At 42.9% G+C, this 19928-nt stretch carries 20 protein-coding genes; 5 read left to right on the top strand and 15 right to left on the bottom strand.

Going from position 1 to position 19928, the window contains the following annotated elements:
* Positions 1 to 77: 77 nt before the first annotated feature.
* From RGU72_RS07040 to cysS, 15 genes are all read right to left on the bottom strand, one after another.
* Positions 78 to 590: a chemotaxis protein CheW gene (locus RGU72_RS07040; protein ID WP_322119054.1), complete on the bottom strand. Its 513-nt coding sequence runs from the start codon at positions 588 to 590 to the stop codon at positions 78 to 80.
* Between the two features lie 39 nt (positions 591 to 629).
* Positions 630 to 2681, bottom strand: coding sequence for a chemotaxis protein CheA (cheA, locus tag RGU72_RS07045; protein WP_322119055.1), 2052 nt, complete (start codon positions 2679 to 2681; stop codon positions 630 to 632).
* A gap of 50 nt (positions 2682 to 2731) precedes the next feature.
* Complete coding sequence (locus RGU72_RS07050) at positions 2732 to 3097, bottom strand: response regulator (RefSeq protein WP_322119056.1); 366 nt, start codon at positions 3095 to 3097, stop codon at positions 2732 to 2734.
* 53 nt (positions 3098 to 3150) lie between these two features.
* Positions 3151 to 3699 carry a chemotaxis protein gene (locus RGU72_RS07055; RefSeq protein WP_322119057.1) on the bottom strand — a complete coding sequence of 183 codons (549 nt, stop codon included), beginning with the start codon at positions 3697 to 3699 and terminating at the stop codon, positions 3151 to 3153.
* A 49-nt stretch (positions 3700 to 3748) separates the two neighbouring features.
* Positions 3749 to 4678, bottom strand: coding sequence for a flagellar motor protein MotB (gene motB / locus RGU72_RS07060; RefSeq protein WP_322119058.1), 930 nt, complete (start codon positions 4676 to 4678; stop codon positions 3749 to 3751).
* 227 nt (positions 4679 to 4905) lie between these two features.
* Positions 4906 to 6024, bottom strand: a complete 1119-nt coding sequence (locus RGU72_RS07065; protein ID WP_322117783.1) for a transposase — start codon at positions 6022 to 6024, stop codon at positions 4906 to 4908.
* A gap of 124 nt (positions 6025 to 6148) precedes the next feature.
* Positions 6149 to 7009 (bottom strand): flagellar motor stator protein MotA, encoded by an 861-nt coding sequence (gene motA, locus RGU72_RS07070; protein WP_322119059.1) that lies wholly within the window; start codon positions 7007 to 7009, stop codon positions 6149 to 6151.
* Between the two features lie 458 nt (positions 7010 to 7467).
* Complete coding sequence (locus tag RGU72_RS07075) at positions 7468 to 8271, bottom strand: class I SAM-dependent methyltransferase (RefSeq protein WP_322119060.1); 804 nt, start codon at positions 8269 to 8271, stop codon at positions 7468 to 7470.
* 24 nt (positions 8272 to 8295) lie between these two features.
* The gene (gene flhC / locus RGU72_RS07080; RefSeq protein ID WP_322119061.1) at positions 8296 to 8847 is read right to left on the bottom strand and encodes a flagellar transcriptional regulator FlhC; all 552 of its coding nucleotides are present in this window, start codon (positions 8845 to 8847) and stop codon (positions 8296 to 8298) included.
* A 55-nt stretch (positions 8848 to 8902) separates the two neighbouring features.
* Positions 8903 to 9220 (bottom strand): flagellar transcriptional regulator FlhD, encoded by a 318-nt coding sequence (gene flhD / locus RGU72_RS07085; RefSeq protein ID WP_262836001.1) that lies wholly within the window; start codon positions 9218 to 9220, stop codon positions 8903 to 8905.
* Between the two features lie 558 nt (positions 9221 to 9778).
* On the bottom strand, positions 9779 to 10507 hold the full coding sequence (gene dnaQ / locus RGU72_RS07090) for a DNA polymerase III subunit epsilon (RefSeq protein ID WP_322119062.1): 729 nt from the start codon (positions 10505 to 10507) through the stop codon (positions 9779 to 9781).
* 326 nt (positions 10508 to 10833) lie between these two features.
* Complete coding sequence (gene tilS, locus RGU72_RS07095; RefSeq protein ID WP_322119063.1) at positions 10834 to 12231, bottom strand: tRNA lysidine(34) synthetase TilS; 1398 nt, start codon at positions 12229 to 12231, stop codon at positions 10834 to 10836.
* Entirely contained in the window at positions 12228 to 13202 is a 975-nt protein-coding gene (locus tag RGU72_RS07100; RefSeq protein ID WP_322119064.1) for an acetyl-CoA carboxylase carboxyltransferase subunit alpha, read from the bottom strand. The genes tilS and RGU72_RS07100 overlap by 4 nt, the downstream gene beginning before the upstream one ends.
* 72 nt (positions 13203 to 13274) lie before the next feature.
* Positions 13275 to 13931 (bottom strand): DNA-3-methyladenine glycosylase 2 family protein, encoded by a 657-nt coding sequence (locus tag RGU72_RS07105; RefSeq protein ID WP_322119065.1) that lies wholly within the window; start codon positions 13929 to 13931, stop codon positions 13275 to 13277.
* Positions 13928 to 15319, bottom strand: coding sequence for a cysteine--tRNA ligase (gene cysS, locus RGU72_RS07110; protein ID WP_322119066.1), 1392 nt, complete (start codon positions 15317 to 15319; stop codon positions 13928 to 13930). Before cysS ends, RGU72_RS07105 begins: the two co-directional genes overlap by 4 nt.
* Positions 15320 to 15525: 206 nt before the next feature.
* On the opposite strand from cysS, the gene RGU72_RS07115 reads away from it, so the two are divergent.
* The 5 genes from RGU72_RS07115 (at position 15526) to RGU72_RS07135 (ending at position 19902) form a co-directional block, all read left to right on the top strand.
* Positions 15526 to 16560, top strand: coding sequence for a tetratricopeptide repeat protein (locus RGU72_RS07115; RefSeq protein ID WP_322119067.1), 1035 nt, complete (start codon positions 15526 to 15528; stop codon positions 16558 to 16560).
* 83 nt (positions 16561 to 16643) lie between these two features.
* On the top strand, positions 16644 to 17828 hold the full coding sequence (locus RGU72_RS07120) for a L,D-transpeptidase family protein (RefSeq protein WP_322119068.1): 1185 nt from the start codon (positions 16644 to 16646) through the stop codon (positions 17826 to 17828).
* Between the two features lie 16 nt (positions 17829 to 17844).
* On the top strand, positions 17845 to 18516 hold the full coding sequence (locus tag RGU72_RS07125) for a peptidylprolyl isomerase (protein ID WP_322119069.1): 672 nt from the start codon (positions 17845 to 17847) through the stop codon (positions 18514 to 18516).
* A 58-nt stretch (positions 18517 to 18574) separates the two neighbouring features.
* Complete coding sequence (locus RGU72_RS07130) at positions 18575 to 19063, top strand: peptidylprolyl isomerase (protein WP_322119070.1); 489 nt, start codon at positions 18575 to 18577, stop codon at positions 19061 to 19063.
* A 29-nt stretch (positions 19064 to 19092) separates the two neighbouring features.
* A complete protein-coding gene (locus tag RGU72_RS07135; protein WP_322119071.1) occupies positions 19093 to 19902 on the top strand; it encodes a UDP-2,3-diacylglucosamine diphosphatase in 810 nt (269 codons plus the stop codon).
* Positions 19903 to 19928: the final 26 nt, after the last annotated feature.

Raw genomic sequence — 19928 nt, forward strand, 5'->3', positions numbered from 1 at the left:
AATTTTTTAGGTTTAATTTTTACAGACACTTGTTGCAACTAGACAAAAATACCGCGCTTAATTACACGTCTACACTTCTAAACTTGAGAATCAACAAGCCCCATTTCTGGACTCGACATTAATTTATCGATGTCGACCAAAATGAGCATGCGCTCTTCTAAGGTACCCAAACCAATCAGAAAATCTGAACTAAATGTTGTTCCCATCTCTGGTGCCGGTCGTACTTGCTCTGGCAACAAAGTTGTCACATCGGAGACACTATCAACAACCATGCCGACAATACGTCCGCCAATATTTAAAATAATAACGACCGTGAACTGATCGTAAGTTGGCTCACCCAAATTAAATTTAATCCGCATATCAACAACCGGAACGATAATTCCGCGCAGATTGATAACACCTTTAAGAAAATTTGGTGCGTTAGCAATACGTGTTACGGCTTCGTATCCACGAATTTCCTGAACCTTCAGAATATCAATTCCGTATTCCTCGTTGCCGAGAGTAAACGCTAAAAATTCGTGTGTAGCTATATCTGATCCCGAAGCATCGAGTTTGGCATCTTTATTGTCAGACGTTTGCGCAGACTGCATCATATTTCTACCCCTTGTTATTAACTGTAAATACTAAAACTACCTAGCTGATCTCAATAAAGCAGCGACATCAAGAATCAAAGATACGCCACCATCACCCAAAATAGTAGCACCAGAAATTCCTGGGATTTTACGATAATTGGATTCAATATTTTTAACGACTACCTGCTGCTGCCCTACTAAATCATCAACAAATAGCGCTGCTTTTTTCCCATCAACTTCTACGATTACAGCAATACCATCAGAAGGCTGTGTAAATTTAGGTTGGATATCAAAACATTCGTATAGAGGAATTAAGGGTAAGTATTCTCCACGCACTTTAACTACTCGCCCCTTACCACTAATTTCTTTGATATCTTGCATCGCAGGCTGCAATGATTCCATCACAAAGCCAAGAGGTAATATATAAACTTCCTCACCGACCTTAATCGACATGCCATCTAAGATTGCCAGTGTCAGCGGCAACGAGATAGTGATGGTCGTACCAAATCCTTTAGCTGATCGAATATCGACCACGCCTCCCATGGCAGTAATATTGCGTTTAACCACGTCCATACCAACGCCACGCCCGGAAACATCGGTAACGGCCTCCGCAGTTGAAAATCCTGGCGCAAAAATAAGCAACCAAACTTCGCTGTCAGACATAGCATCAGATACGGGCAAACCATTTTGCTTGGCTTTAGCGAGTATTTTTTCACGGTGCAATCCACCGCCATCATCACTAACTTCGATGACAATATTACCGCCTTGGTGAACTGCAGATAACGATAACTTACCGGCCTCGTGTTTACCTGCCTTTAGCCTGGACGCTGGCATCTCAATACCATGATCAATGCTATTTCTGACCAGATGAGTTAAGGGATCAACGATTCTTTCGATCAATCCTTTGTCTAACTCGGTAGAGGCGCCATAAGTGACGAACTCAACTTTTTTACCAAGTTTGCTCGCTAGGTCACGCACCATTCGCGGGAAACGGGAAAAAACATAGTCCATAGGCATCATACGTATAGACATCACTGCCTCTTGCAGATCACGCGTATTTCTGGTCAGGTGTGCCACGCTACTAACTAAGCGCTCGTGTTCAATAGGATCCAGTACTTGGGTGCGTTGCTCCAACATCGCTTGCGTAATCACTAGCTCACCGATCAAATTGATCAGCTGATCCACTTTTTCAATACCAACCCTGATCGTCGACGACTCCTGCGATACCGATGCTTTTTCAACTTCTTTCTTAACTAAATTTTTCTTATCAGCACCGACAAGATTAGAACCGGATACAGGCTCTTTATTAGTAGCTGCCGGCGATTGTTCACCACCCGCCAGAGGAGGAAACATTGATTCAATTGGCTCGAAAAAGCCATAACCTAAATCGTCGTCAGATTGATTATTTTTTGAACTAGCTTTAGCTGAAACAAAATCGGTTCTAGTAATTTTTAAATCATCAGGGTTCAAGATAAAAGAACATATTGCAATAATATCGTCCTGACTTTCGTTGGTGTTCAAGGTAACGACCGTACGACCTTTTTCAACTTCCTCTTTGCTAATAAATCCGAGTAAACCTAATTCAGATACGATAGCTTTAATGTCATCGGCAGATATCGGAGGTAGCTCTACCCGAAAACAAGATGTGTAAATCACGTTCTCGTGGTCTACATCTCTCGATCTATCCGCAAAACTAGCAACTGGCGCAGCAATGGGTACAGCGTCTTGCGACAAAGATTGCAGCAACATTCTGACATCTGCTACGGCATCCTGATCCACTGGGCTGCCATGCTTATGTCCATCCAATTGCATTTTTAAGATATCTTTTGCAATCAAAAAAGCGTCGACGTGTTCAGATGTTAAGGCCATCTCCCCTTTTCTGATCTTATCTAAAAGTGACTCAAGTATATGTGTCACTTCAGTCATATCAGTTAAGCCAAATGTAGAGGCGCCACCTTTGATGGAGTGTGCTGCACGAAATATGGCATTCAGATCTTCAGGATCGGGGGAGGAAATATCGACGGCCAGCAATAGTTTTTCTTTCTCCGCAAGCAGCTCTTCTGCCTCGTCGAAAAAAACTTGAAAAAACTGACTCATGTCAATCGTCATTGTCGTACTCCGTGATTGGCTCGCATTAAAAAAGTAGTCTCAAAGGAGGTTTATCCAATGACTTTTTTAACGACCTCAGTTAACTTCTGAGGATCAAAAGGTTTTACCAACCAACCGTTTGCACCGGCAGCTCGACCTTTCGCCTTCATATCGTCACTCGACTCCGTAGTCAACATAAGGATGGGTACTCGCTGATAGGTTGGTAGAGCACGCAAGGACTTAATCAAGGTTAAGCCATCCATTCTGGGCATATTTTGATCAGTTAAAACGAGATCAACTACTTGATTTCTCGCTTTCTCCAAACCATCTTGCCCATCGACCGCCTCGATAACTAGATAACCAGCTGCTTTGAGACTAAACGCCACCATTTGTCTCAAAGAACCAGAATCATCCACTGCTAAAATTGTCTTGGCCATCATCACTCCGTTATGCAGATTAAAGGGACACACATCCCATCATCATTGAGTAGTTAAAATAACTCAATGTCACCACTATCTAAATGTTTTTGATTTACAGCTTTACGCAATAAACTTTTTAATTCAATGCTTTGTTTTTCTAACCGCTGGGTTATATCTTTGAGCAATAAGGCTATTTCATCCGTTTCACTATCAAGCGGAATGCCATCGCCAACCAAACCTAGATTGCTCAAAACCTCTCGTAAACCGGCACTGCGTTGAACAGTTCGGGAAATAAGCTGGCTAGTAAGATCCTGGAATTGAAGGCTAGTAACAGCAGCATTAATATGAACAGCAATGTCAACTTGTATCACTTTAAGTCGATCAATACTGGCAGTTGGTGCCGCGCCAGAGGAAATAACCAAATCAATTTCTTCTTGCTGACTGGTTATGGCTGCATGCAAGGCCAAAAAACTCGCCCCAAGTTTTTCGATCGCCTCAGCGAGCAGAATAGTAGTTTGAACTAGATCAGTCTCTACTTCCAGCAGATGTTCGTTCCCATGACTTGAGACGCCAGACAAGAGCTCTTTTACATGAGACCCTAATACTTTCTTTTTTGACATATTCAGCATCCCAATTTTCTATTCATCTGATCCGATTATGCCCGTGTAACTATTGCACCACTTTTACAGGAACTTCAGCTGAGGGCTCAGAAGGATTTGTCAGTTCAATTGAACCACCGTCTTGTGAAGCAGATTGTTCAGCTTTTTTATTCATAACGATGATACTTATGCGTCGATTAATCGGATTGAGAGGATCTTCTTTATCAAACAAAACCGATGATGATAAACCGACGACTCTTAGAACCTTAGTTTCATCCATACCGCCGTAAATCAGTTCACGACGAGACGCATTTGCTCTGTCAGCAGACAGCTCCCAATTACTATATCCCTTCTCGCCACTGCCATAAGGTGCTGCATCGGTGTGCCCAGACAAACTGATTCTGTTTGGCACATCGTTTAATGCCTTACCAATCTCATGCAGAATTTCTCTTGTATAGGGTTGCAAATCAGCTTTTGCAGAGGCAAACATCGGTCTGTTTTGCTCGTCAACCATCTGGATACGTAAACCGTCGGTTGTAATATCTAATAATAGCTGCTTCTTATACTGCTTTAATATCGCATTTGACTCGATTGCCGTCTCAATCTTGCCCTTCAAAACCTTAAGCCGCTCGGCATCTGCTTTTGCTAATGCGGCCTCTGCAGCTTGAAGGTTATAACTCTTTTTTTGCGCCTCAACATCGCCTTTTTTATTTTGACCATCACGCAAAGTAAGATCTTTACCGCCACCTTTAATGACACTCGAGCTGTCGCCACTACCATCACCGCCGGCCATGGCGACCTTGAGCGGAGTTTGGAAATACTCCGCAATCCCATTAAGATTACCTTTTGCTGTTGAACCGAGCAACCACATCAACAGAAAAAACGCCATCATCGCGGTAACAAAGTCAGCATAGGCAATTTTCCATGCTCCACCATGATGCCCGCCAGCGACCTTTTTTATTCGCTTGACGATAATCGGTCTTAGTTCCTCATTAGCCATTCTGCATTCCTGATCAGACTATCGAGCTTCTTGCAAAATACCCAAACCAGTAAAGTCGAGCATGGGTGTGGCCACTGTTGCGATTGGTTTTCTTGTTTGAAGCGGTACATGTGACATGAATTTGTGCCGGATTATCGTTTTATGGCGTGTCAATCCCTATGTGACCATCACTGCCCCTATGAACGTTGGGAAACGTTGTTTTTTTCGACTCTTTAAAAGCAAAGCTGTTACGTAAATAAACGCATCAACTGATCTGCGGTCAATACCAATAAACCAAACATCAAATGCGACATCACTTTTTCGCTACCACGCACCCGTACTGTCGTGCCACCAAATTCGTCTTTCAGCCTGCCATTGGTACGTTCAGCTTGCGTGCGTTCTTTATAACGCTGTTGTTCATGCGGGGCGAACGGTTTCTTCTCCCCGCCGCGTGCGTTGTGATCAATTAATGGCACGTGGCCAAGACTTTTGCTGTGTGCCCTTAACTCTTCACTGCAATACGCTGCATCCATCAAATCGTACAAATTCGTTACTCGTGCGGCCGTCATCGTTGCTAACGGCACCGCCGTTTGACTATCGTGCACCGAGGCGCTGGTCAATAGCGCACTGATGGCAACGCCGCAGTCAGCGGTGTCGATATGCAGCTTGTAGCCGTTCCAACTCACTTTATAACCTTGCGCATTGCATTTAGTGCCGCGGTCACACTCTTTGGGTAAAGCATTGACGATGCTCGGTAAAGTTTGCGTCAACTGCCAGCCTATCTTGGTCACTTTCTCTTCCTTTGGCGGCCTTATCTCGCCTTTCTTTGGCCGTCCACGGCGCTGCTTTTGGGCCTTTTCTACGGAAACAACTTTCATGTGTTTCTTCGGCTTCTCGCGCGCCGCAATCGCCGTGCCGTCACGGCTGATGTGTCCAATGAGGCTGTCGCCTAAATAACTCTTGATCAGCGCTTCGTGCACTTTCTCCGCTAATTTGGCTTGGGCAAATTCGCCAAAGGCGCGCGAAAAAGTGGCTTCATTCGGAACTTCTTTCCACATCTCAAAGCCGCACAGCCGTTTTAAACTGCGATCCATCGTCAATCGTTCTATTAAGGCCGCTGTTGTATTGAGCCCCAACACAGCTTTGGCGATGAAGGCGCTGGCCAATGCACCACGGTCATGCGGTTTGCGTCCTATCCCTTGCCATTGGTCCGACACAAATTCTTCGATGCGCACCCAGTCTAGTACATGAATCAATTTTTCCAGCTTCGGCGTCAGTGACCCGCATTGCTGTTTTATCTCCGGTAGCAAATCGTGTTGCAGTAAATTCCAGCGTTGCATTATCAGCAGGCGTTGTGTAGGATTCATAGCGGAGCGCAGATGGTTGTTTAGTCACTTTCATCTTGCCAGAAATGGCCGCTCCTTTCTCATCTATTTTGCGCTTCTCGCAATAAAATTACTCTCCGGTGTTTCGTTTTGCAAGAACCTCTATCTACTTAGATTTAGATTGCTTAATGTGTTCTTCTAGCTCACTAAATGTAGGTCGCTCCGTCGAATACAAAACTTTACGCCCAAACTCAACAGCAAGCGCCGGAGCATATCCGTTTAAGCTGGCCAGCAAAGTTACTTTAATGCATTGAAAGGTTTTAGAGGACTCGTCCAGTTGTTGCTCCATCAGACCAGCCAATGGCCCAACGAAACCATAAGCGAGCAAAATACCTAAGAATGTTCCTACCAAAGCATGTGCAATCAAAATACCGAGCTCTGCTGGCGGGATACCAACTGACTCCATTGTGTGGACCACACCCATCACCGCAGCAACAATACCAAAAGCAGGCAAACCATCACCTAACTTAGCAATAAAATGTGCCGGTGCCGCACCTTCATGGTGATGCGTTTCCAGCTCATTATCCATCAGATTTTCGATCTGAAATGCATCCATATTTCCGGACACCATCAACCTTAAATAATCCGCAATGAATTCCATTAAGTGATGGTCAGAAGCAACGAGTGGATACTTGCTAAAAAGAGGACTCTCTTCCGGCTTTTCAATATCACCTTCAATTGACATTAAGCCCTCTTTACGTATTTTTGTCAGCACATCAAACAGCATGGTCATCAATTCCATATACAAGGCTCTGGTGTATTTGGAGCCTTTTAATACACCAGGAATTGCTTTTAAAGATGCCTTCAGGGTTTTACCGTTATTGCCGACCAAGGAAGCCCCAACGGCGGCACCACCGATCATCAGCAATTCGAGTGGCTGAAATAAGACGGCGATGTGTCCGCCGGACATAACAAATCCACCGAACACTGACCCCATCACAACTATATAGCCAACGATGACTAGCACGAGCCAGACTCCTTATGAGAAAAGAACCAAATATAAACGTGGAAATTAATCAGTAAATTAATCATCACATCAATTTGATCAATTAAGAGATACAGGAAACAATTGCAAAAAACCGAATCTATCAACAAAAATAAGAGACAACGCTTCGCTGCTTTTTACGGGAATAGAATATACGTAAATTCAATATACTCCCCATTATTTTTATTAAAAACACCTTACTGTCCAAGTATTACCTGGACAATAAAATATACTACCTAGGAGTACCATAACCGATCACAATCAAAGTTCAAACAACAATAACGCAAAAGGTACGAAAAATTTACATAAAGAGACGTTTATTTCTCACTACTTCAAGCTCTTGGCTAAGCCAAATATTTTATTCTTAGCAGCTCTGCACTATTCTCTTGAAGCTTAAAAGCAATTGAGTATTGCCTGAGGAATACATTACATGATTACTATTATATGCGCCATACATATAGTGTTGGATCATTAGGATTTTTATTTATACACAAGTCGGGAGCAACATTCGGCACTATAAATTCATAGCTAAGCAGTAATGACCCTGGCGTCATTTCTTTCCGCACTTTCTCCCATAACGATGGCATTGCAGCAGGCGAAAGATAAGCAAATACAACATCGAATTGGTTCAAATCAATTCTCTCGTAGCTACGGAATAAAAACTCAACTTTGGCTCGATTAAATTTCGCTCTTAAATAACTGATAAACCACGGCAATGGCGCGATTTCAACACCATAAAAAAAACTGTCCCGCCTTACTTGCGCCAATTTGAGAACCAAGCCGCCCAGCCCACTGCCAACATCAACAAAATGGACAGGTCTGTTTGGCAATAACTCAAATAACGTCGGCAACAAAGAGGATTTAGATGGGTAATACGGCACCTGCGTGCGAAACGTACTCCAAAAAAGTAAAGCCAAAAAAATAAAACCACATAAATAGTAATAACGTGGAATATCAAAGGCCAAGAGTACGAAGACAGCAAGGGGAAAGAAGAAGTGAATAATCCACCACCACCAATCCATTTTTCGCCAATATGAAAAACAACAGGCAGCAATTGCTTGCGCAAAAATGATAATAATTGGAGGAATATTTTTTTTGAAGCTGACGCCTACAAAAAAAGTAATGAGGAGGCAAAGAAGGAAGGAAAAAATCTGTATCAATAACGACTGCAAGGCAGGCGGGAGCAATGGCTTACCCGCCAAAGAAATATCATTTTCGTTTGTTTGCTTTGACCTTAGGTTCAAAAAGGCTCCGAAAAATCGTCTGCATTATGCAACCATCGCTATTGAGTCTAATTCACGCGCTCTTTTAGTCTTGCCTGCTCGTGAAGGGACATGGCATAAACCACATGCATAATCATCATGCAAATCCAATGTGTGTGCAACAAATTGCCCGCCACATTTGTTGCATTTTGTGAATTTCAGAATTTTCGCATCAAAAAACCTCACCAAGGTCCAAGCGCGCGTCAATGACAGCACTGGCTCATCACCTGCTTGAGGCGGTGTTTGTTCTAAATAAAGTCGATAAGCTTTGACAACAGCTTCAATGCCACTGATATCCGCATGATCATGCAAATACTTGTGAATGTTCATAAATAACGATGAATGGATATTTGGCTGCCAAGTAATAAACCATTCTGTAGAAAAAGGCAGCATCCCTTTAGGAGGTGATACACCCTTTAGCTCTTTATATATTTTCAACAATCGCTCGCGAGACAAACTCGTTTCGGACTCCAAAAGCTGCAAACGTGCGCCAAGATTGACTAAATCAATTGCCAACCGAATTTCGTGTGCTTCATTTACTACGCTTTTGCTAGCCATTTTGCTCACCTCAGTGTTGAAAAATTATTAAATAGTCAGAAACTAATGAATCTCTTTAATGAATTTCTTCAACAGCTTGTCCAGCCATTAAAATTGCAGCATGAGAATGTGCCAAGGCGCGTTCTTTATTATAATTTGTCAACATGCACAAAATGGCACTGTCTTCAAATCTAAAGCGAGCAAGCATCATGTTAGAGCCAGCAAGCTTAAGAATCTGTGCGTTGTTCAACCCTTCAATCAGGTCAGCGATTTCTTTCGCTATGCCTAAACGAAATATCGCAGTAGCTTTGTCAGCACGAATCATTTGCTGAGCGAGCATCAGATAACTTAAGTTAGCGTCGCGAATTTCAGCCATCATATCGTTCGGTGTCATTTTTCTACCCTCCATCTTGTTTAACCCGGCACAGAGTTCGTTGCCAGTGAGATACATTGTGGATGCAAGAAAAATACCGGAGTATAGGCAGGAAGAGGTATTTAAGATGAGTAAAAACAGAAAAAACTCGTAGGAGTTTTTCCTACAAGCTATATTTGATTTCTTTTAGAAAGAATTCGAAAAGAATTTTTGATTTTTATTATTTTTAGAAAAGATAGTTTGTTCAATTAAATCAAGAACTTAGGTAAAAAATTAATATACTTTGCTCTATCTTCAATACTATTAACGGCACCGAAATCAATAACTTTAGGGTTTATTAAAAATATTTTTTTATTTATCTATGTTTGTTTAACGACGCAAAAATCCAAAACTTTAGTAAAAAATTGAAAAATATTTTGGAAGAAATCGCTTGCTTGCAACAAAACATGCCGAAAACCATACAAATCAATGATTTTTTATTATTAATTTGTATGGATTTGGAATTGTGGAGGGATGAACTACTGACAAAAGTTGAAAATATAATCATGTGCAATTAAAAATTGCAGTCAATGCAGAGATTTATTCTGCTGTTTGACTATTTGAATGCCAAATACTTTGGCCACGCACTTCTTTACCTAAACCGACCAACAAGGTCTCATGTGCAGCAAGCTCATCATCAGAGGCGCAAACAACAATAACGCCTTGCAGCGGAATGTCTGGAAGTATCTCCTCTACCACAGACACTTTTTCTTCCACTTCAGTCTCTATAGCAAAACTATTTTGCCCACGAGACATCGCCAGGAACACATCCGCCAATAACTCGGCATCTAATAATGCTCCGTGGAGTTTTCGGTGCGAATTAGAAACGTCATAGCGAGTACAGAGGGCATCGAGAGAGTTACGCTTTCCTGGATGCAACTCCTTTGCCTGCACTAATGTGTCAGTAACTTGCTCTACATAGTCGGTAAAGACAGGCAAATTAAGGCGGAGAAACTCGGCATTAAGAAAACCGACGTCAAACGGTGCATTATGGATAACAACTTCTGCATCTTTAATATAAGCGCAAAACTCTTGGACAATTTCTGCAAATTTAGGCTTGTCGCTTAAGAACTCTGTTGTCAATCCATGAACGGCTAACGCGCCCTCTTCCGAGTCACGTTCAGGATTAATGTAGCGATGAAAATTATTGCCAGTTAGCTTGCGGTTAACTAATTCTACGCAACCAATCTCAATCACTCTGTCGCCAGTTCTGGCGTTGAGTCCTGTTGTTTCCGTATCTAAAACAATTTGTCGCTTGATATTTGTCATTTCATACTCGTCATTATTTTTATTAATATTATCTAATTGATAGCAATAGTATTTAAAACTACGTAATTTTTTTTAAATCAATTAGATGAGATCAGGAAAATTTAGATAACTTTCTCGCATTAAATCTAAGGAAAACTAACTATACTCCCCATCATAATTCCAAAAAATGGCTGCTACCTCAATGATTATATGGACGACCTAATATACATACCGGGAGTATAAATATAATCATCTAAATTTACGCATCGACGACAGCATAAACCAGAATAAACACCGCGTATATTTTGGTACCTCACTCTTAAACTTTGATTCTTTTACGTGCTCGGTTAATTAGCATCAGATTCCCACTTGATACAGATTTTTACGTTTGCATCGTCTGTGAAAAATGCGGACTCCATGCCGACACCAGCAGCAAACAAGAGTTTGCTTCCAGCAGATATAAATGGCAAACGTTCTCGTTGCCAAAATGGGATTTTCAAGGTTTGGTAATGACTTTTGATATCTCTGGTTGGCCGATTAAATGCCAACTTCAAGCGCTCACCACCTTGGCGAGGATGTATAGTCAAAACTTGTTGCTTTAACCAAGTCAGATCAACTCCCGTAGAACACTCTTCAAAATATAAGGTTCCACCGTAACTGAGAAATGGGATGCTGGGCTCGCCATTCCAACTAAATTGTATTGGAGTTATCTCACTGCCTTTTACAACATCTTTCGGGGAAGCGTAAATCTTATTCTTGTATCGATGAATCCCCAACGTATCGTGAAAGACACTAATTTTTGCGTCGTCTCGCCCATCAAAAAGCTGATGTCGCATTTCTGTTAGCCTGGCGGTGGTTGGCATGCGCACGCCCTGCTCTCCCAGCCAAAATCGCAATAAATTATCGATGCGGTCAGCGCTGTAATTGCGCAACAAATTAATATCCAATGCGCCATCTATTTCGCAGACACTTCTATCTTGCCGCGCTAATTCCGTCAGTAATCGGTTTGTTGACTGGGCGTGGGAGGCACTTCTTGCCAAGCGTTCAGTGTAGCCTGGCGAAATCACCGATAAGACGGGCATCACCTGATGTCGTAAGGCATTTCGGGCATAACGCTGATCTGCATTAGATTCGTCGTCGACATAAGCAATCGTTGCTTCCTCGGAATAGTCTAACAAGCTTTGTCGCGTCACTCTAAGCAAGGGCCTGGCCAACATGACGGTATCAGACCCTAACAATTTAGGTGCTTTATTAGATAAATCCATCCCGGATAGCCCAGCAACACCAGAGCCACGTAATAACTGTAGCAATACAGTTTCGGCCTGATCGTCTTGATGATGCGCCGTCAGGATAATAGGTAGTTGTCGTTCTTGGCATAAAGCACCTAGCGCTTTATAGCGTGCCTCACGTGCAGAGGATTCGATACCATCCTTGCTTTGCCGATCCACTATGACTTTGACGCCAGCAAAAGTAACACCTGACAAAGCACAAACCGATGCGCAATGTCTGAGCCAAGCATCGGCGTTAATGCTTAAACCATGGTGTACATGAAATGCAAAAAGTGGGATTTTATGCTTCTGGCAAAACTGATTTGCCAAAGCGAGTAAGACTGAAGAATCTAAACCGCCGCTATAAGCGACAGCCAAGCCTTGTTCCGGCAAAGACAACGCATTTTTAGAAAGTATCTCGTTAAGCGTGCGTTCAAAATGATAAGCCAACGTACGCTCATTTTTGGTCGCCGTCATTCTGACAGTTTAGTTTCCTTGAACTTACCATAGCTCATCAATTTTTCATGACGTGCTGCCAATAAATCTTTGGTTTTAACACCTTGAAATTGACGCAAAGTATCTGCTAATGCACGCTTTACGAAAGCACACATTTGCTTAGGGTCGCGATGCGCGCCGCCTAAAGGCTCATTGATAATTTTATCGATCAAACCCATCGCTTTTAATCGATGCGCTGTAAGACCTAATGCCTCAGCCGCATCCGCAGCACGGTCAGAAGTTTTCCATAAAATAGAAGCACAGCCCTCAGGCGAAATCACTGAATAAGTTGCATATTGCAGCATCAATACTGCATCGCCAACCGCCAATGCCAACGCGCCACCAGAACCACCCTCGCCGATAATAGTTGCGATCAGTGGCACTTTTAACTCTGCCATCACATACAAATTGTGGCCAATAGCCTCAGACTGTCCGCGTTCTTCAGCGTCAATCCCAGGCCAGGCACCCGTGGTATCGATAAAAGTAAATACGGGAATATTAAATTTCTCAGCCAGCTTCATCAGACGCATGGCTTTTCTGTAGCCCTCTGGCTTCGGCATACCGAAGTTACGCATTGCGCGTTCTTTTGTGTCGCGTCCTTTTTGATGCCCGATTACCATGCAAGACTGTCCGTTAAAACGAGCCAATCCACCAACAATTGCCTGATCATCTGCAAAACTACGGTCGCCGTGTAACTCATGGAAATCCGTGAATATTTGATTCACATAGTCCATCGTATAAGGACGTTGCGGATGACGAGAAATTTGTGAAACTTGCCAAGGAGTGAGTTTTGCATAAATATCTTTGGTCAACATCTGGCTCTTTTTAGAGAGCCGGTCGATCTCTTCAGAAATATCTACTGCAGAATCATCTTGCACAAAGCGCAATTCTTCAATTTTTGTTTCGAGCTCTGCAATAGATTGCTCAAACCCCAGAAATGTCGTTTTAGTCATTGTGACTCCCAATTGACAACATTGATCTCAACATTAGTCAAAACCAAGCCGCTGTTTCTTAACTTTAAAATATTATTCTGCTACCGGATCAAGGCTGCGCCATAAATACCAAGTTGCAACCGTGCACCAAGTGCCCCAGTTTGCAGCCACCTCTCTTGCATCACTGCGAGAAACGGGCTCACCGGAAAAATAGTTAGTACTAATGCCTTTAAGTAATCCGGGATCATCCAAAGGCAAAATATTCGGACGGAGCAGATTAAATATCAAAAACATCTCTGCTGTCCAGCGTCCTATGCCCCGAATTTGTATTAACTCTGAAATGACGTCTTCGTCGGCCATCTCCGCCCATTTATCGACGTGCAGTCTTTTCTCTTTAAAATGCTCAGCAAGGTCAAGAATATATTCTGTTTTGCGTTTGGACAAGCCGCAGGCAAGCAATTTATCGCTCCCGACTTTCAACACTTGTACATATGTACATTTTGGGCAAAGTTCGAGAAAGCGTTGCCATAAAGCATCTGCGGATTTTACCGAAATTTGCTGAGCTAAAATAGAGCGAGTGAGGGTTGTAAAAGGGTCATCGCGACCAATTAGATACAAATCGCCAAATTGAGGGATCAATTTGCGCATAATTCTATCGCGCTTCATCAACTCAACTTTTGCACTCTCCCAATATGCTGGTACTTGCGGCATATCTTTAGATGAAAGACCTATTTTTTCGATAACACTCATGCCCTGCGCCATTCGGTCAAACCACCAGCTTTGTCCTCAAGAATAATGCCCTCAGCTAAAAGTTCGTTACGAAGCCGGTCGGATTCAGCAAAATTCTTTGCTATTTTAGCCGCAGTACGCGCATCAATCCTTGACTGGATCTGGGTCATATCGTTGTCATTCAAAATTTGGGGAGATGCATGCAAATACTCGCTTGGCGAGCGTTGTAGCAAGCCTATAGTTCCAGCTAAGGCTTTTAATTGTCGCGCAAGTATAGGGGATTTCGTTTTATTCAGGTCATTTGCCAAGTCAAACAAGACAGAGATTGCAATTGGCGTATTGAAATCATCCAACATTGCGTCAGCAAAACGTTCGGCGTAGGCATCACTCAGATCCAGAGGTAATGCGTCACCTGGTATTTCTTTTAAAGCATTGTACAAACGAGTCAAAGCTGATTTTGCATCATCCAAATGCGCATCAGAATAATTTAGTGGGCTACGATAATGCGCTCTTAATATGAAGAAACGAACCACTTCCGGGTCATATTTTTTTAGAACATCACGGATCGTAAAAAAGTTGCCCAACGATTTAGACATTTTTTCGTTGTCCAAACGCACAAACCCGTTATGCATCCAATAATTAACGAAAGTATGCTGATGAGCGCCCTCAGACTGGGCAATTTCGTTTTCATGATGAGGGAACTGCAAATCTTGCCCGCCACCATGGATATCAAATTGCTCACCCAATAAATCGCCTGCCATTGCTGAGCATTCAATATGCCAGCCCGGTCGTCCCGTTCCCCATGGCGATTGCCATTTCACTTCTTCAGGTTCGGTTTCTTTAGCGGACTTCCAAAGCACGAAATCCAAAGGGTCACGTTTACCGGTATTAATATCGATTCTCTCACCAGCGCGCAGATCGTCTAATGACTTACCCGATAACTTGCCATACCCAGCAAAGTCACGAACAGAATAATTAACATCGCCATCAGTTGCTTTATACGCCAAACCATTTGCTTCCAACTTGCCAATCAAATTAAGCATTTGTGGAATATATTGCGTTGCCCGCGGCGCATAATCAGGTGCCTGCACACCTAAGGCCTCAGCATCCTCATTCATATAATTGATAAAACGACCGGTCAGTTGTGAAATTGTTTCACCGTTCTCAACTGCGCGTTTGATGATTTTGTCGTCGATATCTGTGATATTGCGTACATAGGTCACATCAAAACCAGAATTTCTCAACCAGCGCTGCACCATATCAAATACGACCATCACGCGCGCATGCCCTAAATGACAATAGTCATAAACCGTCATACCGCATACATACATACGAATTTTGCCAGGTTCAATCGGGACGAAGATTTGCTTTTCGCGAGTCAGGGTGTTGTATATTTTTTGTTTAGTCATGAGCTGCGTGTAAATTGTTTTGCAAGATGATTGCGCGCAATGGCATTAAGCAAATAAACTCCGTTGTCGGCATGTTTACTTGTTAAAGCTAAAGCGTGTCAAAAACCCATTTTGTGCGCATCTTTGTTAAGATGTCGCTTTATACTCAGTATAACATTGCCGAAGCGATGTTCCTCTGTTCACTAATGAAACCAAGTCCATTTACTATGCGCCACATCTTTAAAAGTGTTTTTGCGTTATCAAGCCTGTCTTTGGCGCTGATGTCATCGCCATCTTTTGCGGATGACGCATCGGATATTTCTAAAATGTTTCGTGCTGGACAAACGGTAGAGGCCTCTGCAAAACTGGACGCATTATTAGTCCAACGCCCTAAAGACGCTCAATTACGCTTTCTTAAAGGTTTGATTCTGACTGATCAAAATAAATCATCAGAAGCGATTGCGGTATTTTCCAAGTTGACCGACGATTACCCTGAGTTGCCAGAACCTTATAATAATCTGGCAGTATTGTATGCCTCCACAGGACAATACGATAAAGCCAGAGCATCGTTAGAAATGGCGATTCGGACCAATCCTACTTATGGCACAGCGCATGAGAATTTAGGTGATGTCTACGCGAAATTAGCAAGTCAATCTTACGATAAAGCCTTGCAACTTGATTCTGCAAACAGCGGTGCGAAACTAAAACTGACGCTGGTCAAAAATCTGATTGGCAATACGACAGGCGGCACCAATCCTAAAGCAGCAAGCAGCACGTCTGCCGTCGCTGCAGCAAATCCAACTAAAGTCGCGCCGGCTAAAGCAGAACCAGACCCGGTTAAAACAGCAAAAGTTGAGACTAAAGCGGTTCCAAAAACCGATCCAAAAGTAGAAGCAAAACCGGTTGTCACCGCAACAAATAATGATCAGGATGACGCTTTGAAAGTAGTAGAAAGCTGGGCAAAAGCATGGAGTAGTAAAGATACCAGTGCATATCTTGCCCATTACGCCAAAGACTTCGATACTCCCAAAGGTGAAACCCGCAAAGCTTGGGCCGAAGAACGTCGCGCCAGGATTGAGGGCAAAGGTCATATTAACGTCAAGATTGAATCAGCTAAAGTCAGTATTGATGGTAACAATGCGACCGTAAAATTCCGTCAAATTTATAGCTCTGACCAACTGACAGCCAATAGTCGCAAAACCTTAGCGCTGGTAAAACAGGATGGGAAATGGCTCATCAAGCAGGAGCGTGCGGGTAGCTGATGTATCGCTCTGCTGTGTTTTTTTATTCTCGTCTGCTCAAAGTTAGACAATACTTTTGTTTGAGTTTTTTATTGTTGATAACGATGTCACTTTTCACAGTGCCATCATTACTTCATGCTAAGTCACGCGCTGAGAAAACAGCGTCTGCCGATGCCACTCAGCACCTGCCTGATCCAGATATTTTATTAATTGAAGTGTATAAAAGTCTTGCCGCGAATCACTTGCAAGAGGCGCAGTTAAAAGCGGATGATCTGATAGAAGCCTATCCAAATTTCCAATTAGGGCATTTGATACGCGGCGATTTACTCTTGATGCATACCCGCTCGGTGAATAGCTTTGGTGGCAGCTCAAACGGATCGGCAGAAAAACTCAAAGATCTGCGTGACGAAGCGATTGTCCGAATAAAAGCAATTCGTGAAAAACCAGATCCTAGTCTAATGCCACGAAATATTCTGCAACTCAGAGAAGATCAAAAACAAGTATTACTAGTTGACGCAAAAAAATCACGCCTGTACTTATATGAAAACGAACACGGTCAACTTAAATTCCTCACCGATTTTTATGTCAGCCAAGGCAAGTTTGGCATCAATAAATCAAAAGAAGGCGATCAAAAAACGCCGATAGGTGTCTATTACATTACGAGTCATCTGTCGGGCTCTAAACTCCCTGACTTTTATGGCCCTGGCGCGCTACCAATTAACTATCCAAACGAATGGGATAAAATCAATGGCCGCAGCGGATCAGGCATTTGGCTGCACGGTGTTCCATCAGAAAATTTTAGTCGACCGCCTATGGCATCTGATGGCTGCGTTGTTTTAACTAATCCTGATTTTTTAAAAATCGCTGCCATGATCGACATCGGCAAAACGCCTGTGATCATCAGCGAGCAATTAGAATTTTTGACAGCAGCAAAATGGAATGTAGAGAAACAATCTGCCAGTAAAATGTTAGAAGACTGGCGTTCGGATTTAGAAAGTCAAAATCCGAATCGTCTGCTGAATAATTATTCAAGAAATTTTAAGACCATGCAGGGCGACAATCTCAACGCCTGGTTTCCAAAACAGCAACAAGCGATTGAGGGCTTACAGCATTTGTCTGTCAAGCTGAAAGAGATAACGCAATTCCGCTACCCAGGCAAAGATGAGTTAATCGTCAGTACCTTTACTCAGGAAACGATTGCAGGTAAAAGTAAAAGTAGCGTACGTAAACGTCAGTATTGGATCAAAGAAGCTGCCAAGTGGAGAATTATCTATGAAGCGCAAGTTTAACCAGCCAAGGAAAACTATGTCATACAACCGCCGTCGCGCCCTCTCTTTATTATCTTTATTGGCTGGATCCGTTCTGGCTTTAAATACCACATTCGCCGTCGCGCAAGACTTTCCCAAAGTGGCATTGAAAACGAATTTGGGTGAAATTGTGTTGGAATTACATCCTGAAGCGGCGCCCAAAACGGTAGAAAATTTTATCCGTTATGTCAAAGCAGGCCATTACAACGGTACGATTTTTCATCGTGTGATTGATAACTTCATGATCCAAGGTGGCGGTTTTGATAAAAACATGAAAGAAAAATCAACCAATAAGCCTATCGCGTTAGAGGCACGTCAGTCCTTAGAGGCTGGCTGGAAAAATGATGTAGGCACCGTTGCTATGGCACGCACCAATGATCCTAATTCGGCGACAGCCCAATTTTTTATTAACGTCAACGATAACGAATTTTTAAATCATCAGGTATTACCAGAAGGTGATCCTGTAGAATTTAGTCGCAGAGGCAATCTGACCAAAGCGCCACGTGCAGAGGCCTTGTTAGCCACCGCTGGTTATGCTGTTTTTGGCAAAGTTATTAGCGGCATGGACGTAGTGAATAAAATCAAAGCAGTCGAAACCAGTAGTTCAGGCATGATGGAAAACGTCCCCAATCGTCCCATCATTATAGAATCTGCCAAGCTAATCAAATAATATACAATCAAGTATCTACCTAATAAAACCTCTTCATCTTTACTTATCAAGGACTATCATGGCCGTTATTCTGACCACCAATCATGGCAATATCACAATCGAACTCGATGCCGAAAAAGCGCCTAAAACAGTCGCTAACTTTATCGCCTATGTCGAGTCCGGCCACTACAGCGGCACGATTTTTCACCGCGTTATCGACGGCTTTATGATCCAAGGCGGTGGCTTTGAGCCAGGCATGAAGCAAAAACCGACTAATGCTCCGATTGAAAATGAAGCAAAAAATGGTTTGAAAAACCAACACTACACCATCGCAATGGCGCGTACTGGGGACCCTCATTCTGCTTCTGCGCAGTTCTTCATTAATACTGGCAATAACAGTTTTCTGGATTATCCTGGACAAGATGGCTGGGGCTATTGTGTCTTTGGCACAGTGACAGAAGGTAAGGATATTGTAGATAAAATCAAATCGGTTAAAACAACCCGTACCGGCATGTTCCAAGATGTGCCGGTAGAAAATGTTTTGATTGAAAAAGCAGAAATCGTTTAAATCATTAAACGAAAAGAAATTAGTCGATAGTGATCGCTCCACATAACCACTCAAAAGCGCAGCCAACTTTGGTTGCGCTTTTTGCTTCTGATGTGCATTTACGCGCATCACTCCCAAAAACTAGCCAGGCTTTTTTTGCGTTTTTAAAAACGCAGGCACCTCAAGCAAAACAATTATTTTTGTTGGGTGATTTGTTTGAATATTGGGCAGGCGATGACGATATTGTCGATGACTATAATCAAAAAATAGTCGACGCTCTACGCGCAGTGAACGATACCGGAACAGAGATCTTCTGGATCGCTGGCAATCGGGATTTTTTAATTGGCGATCTATTTGCAGAGGCAACCGGCGCTCAATTACTACCTGACCCAAGCGTGATTACGCTGGCTGGTAAGCAAATAGTGATTGCCCACGGTGACGCGCAATGTACTGACGATGTTGCTTATATAGCGTTTCGCAATCAAGTACGTCAAACGGCGTGGCAAACACAGTTTCTCAACATGCCACTGACACAGCGCAAAGCTATTATTGAAGGTATGCGTAAAGACAGCAAGATGGAACAAAAAGGCAAAAGCCTTGCGATCATGGATGTCAATCAAGCAGCGATAGAAAAGCTTTTCTCAGAGACCGGCGCGAAGATCATGATTCATGGCCACACACACAGGCCTGCAATACACCAGCACGGACAAACTACACGCTATGTCTTACCTGATTGGGATTGCGATGTAGGCATAACGGAGCTAGCTCGTGGTGGCTGGCTTGCGCTCTACGACAATGGAGAATTCGTCAGTTATCAGTTTGATGGAACACGCATTGGCACTCCATCTAAAGCGAGCTGAATACTCTCATCTTAAATATACTCCTA

It is taken from the genome of Undibacterium sp. 5I1 (genome assembly GCF_034314085.1).
Classification (GTDB): domain Bacteria; phylum Pseudomonadota; class Gammaproteobacteria; order Burkholderiales; family Burkholderiaceae_D; genus Undibacterium.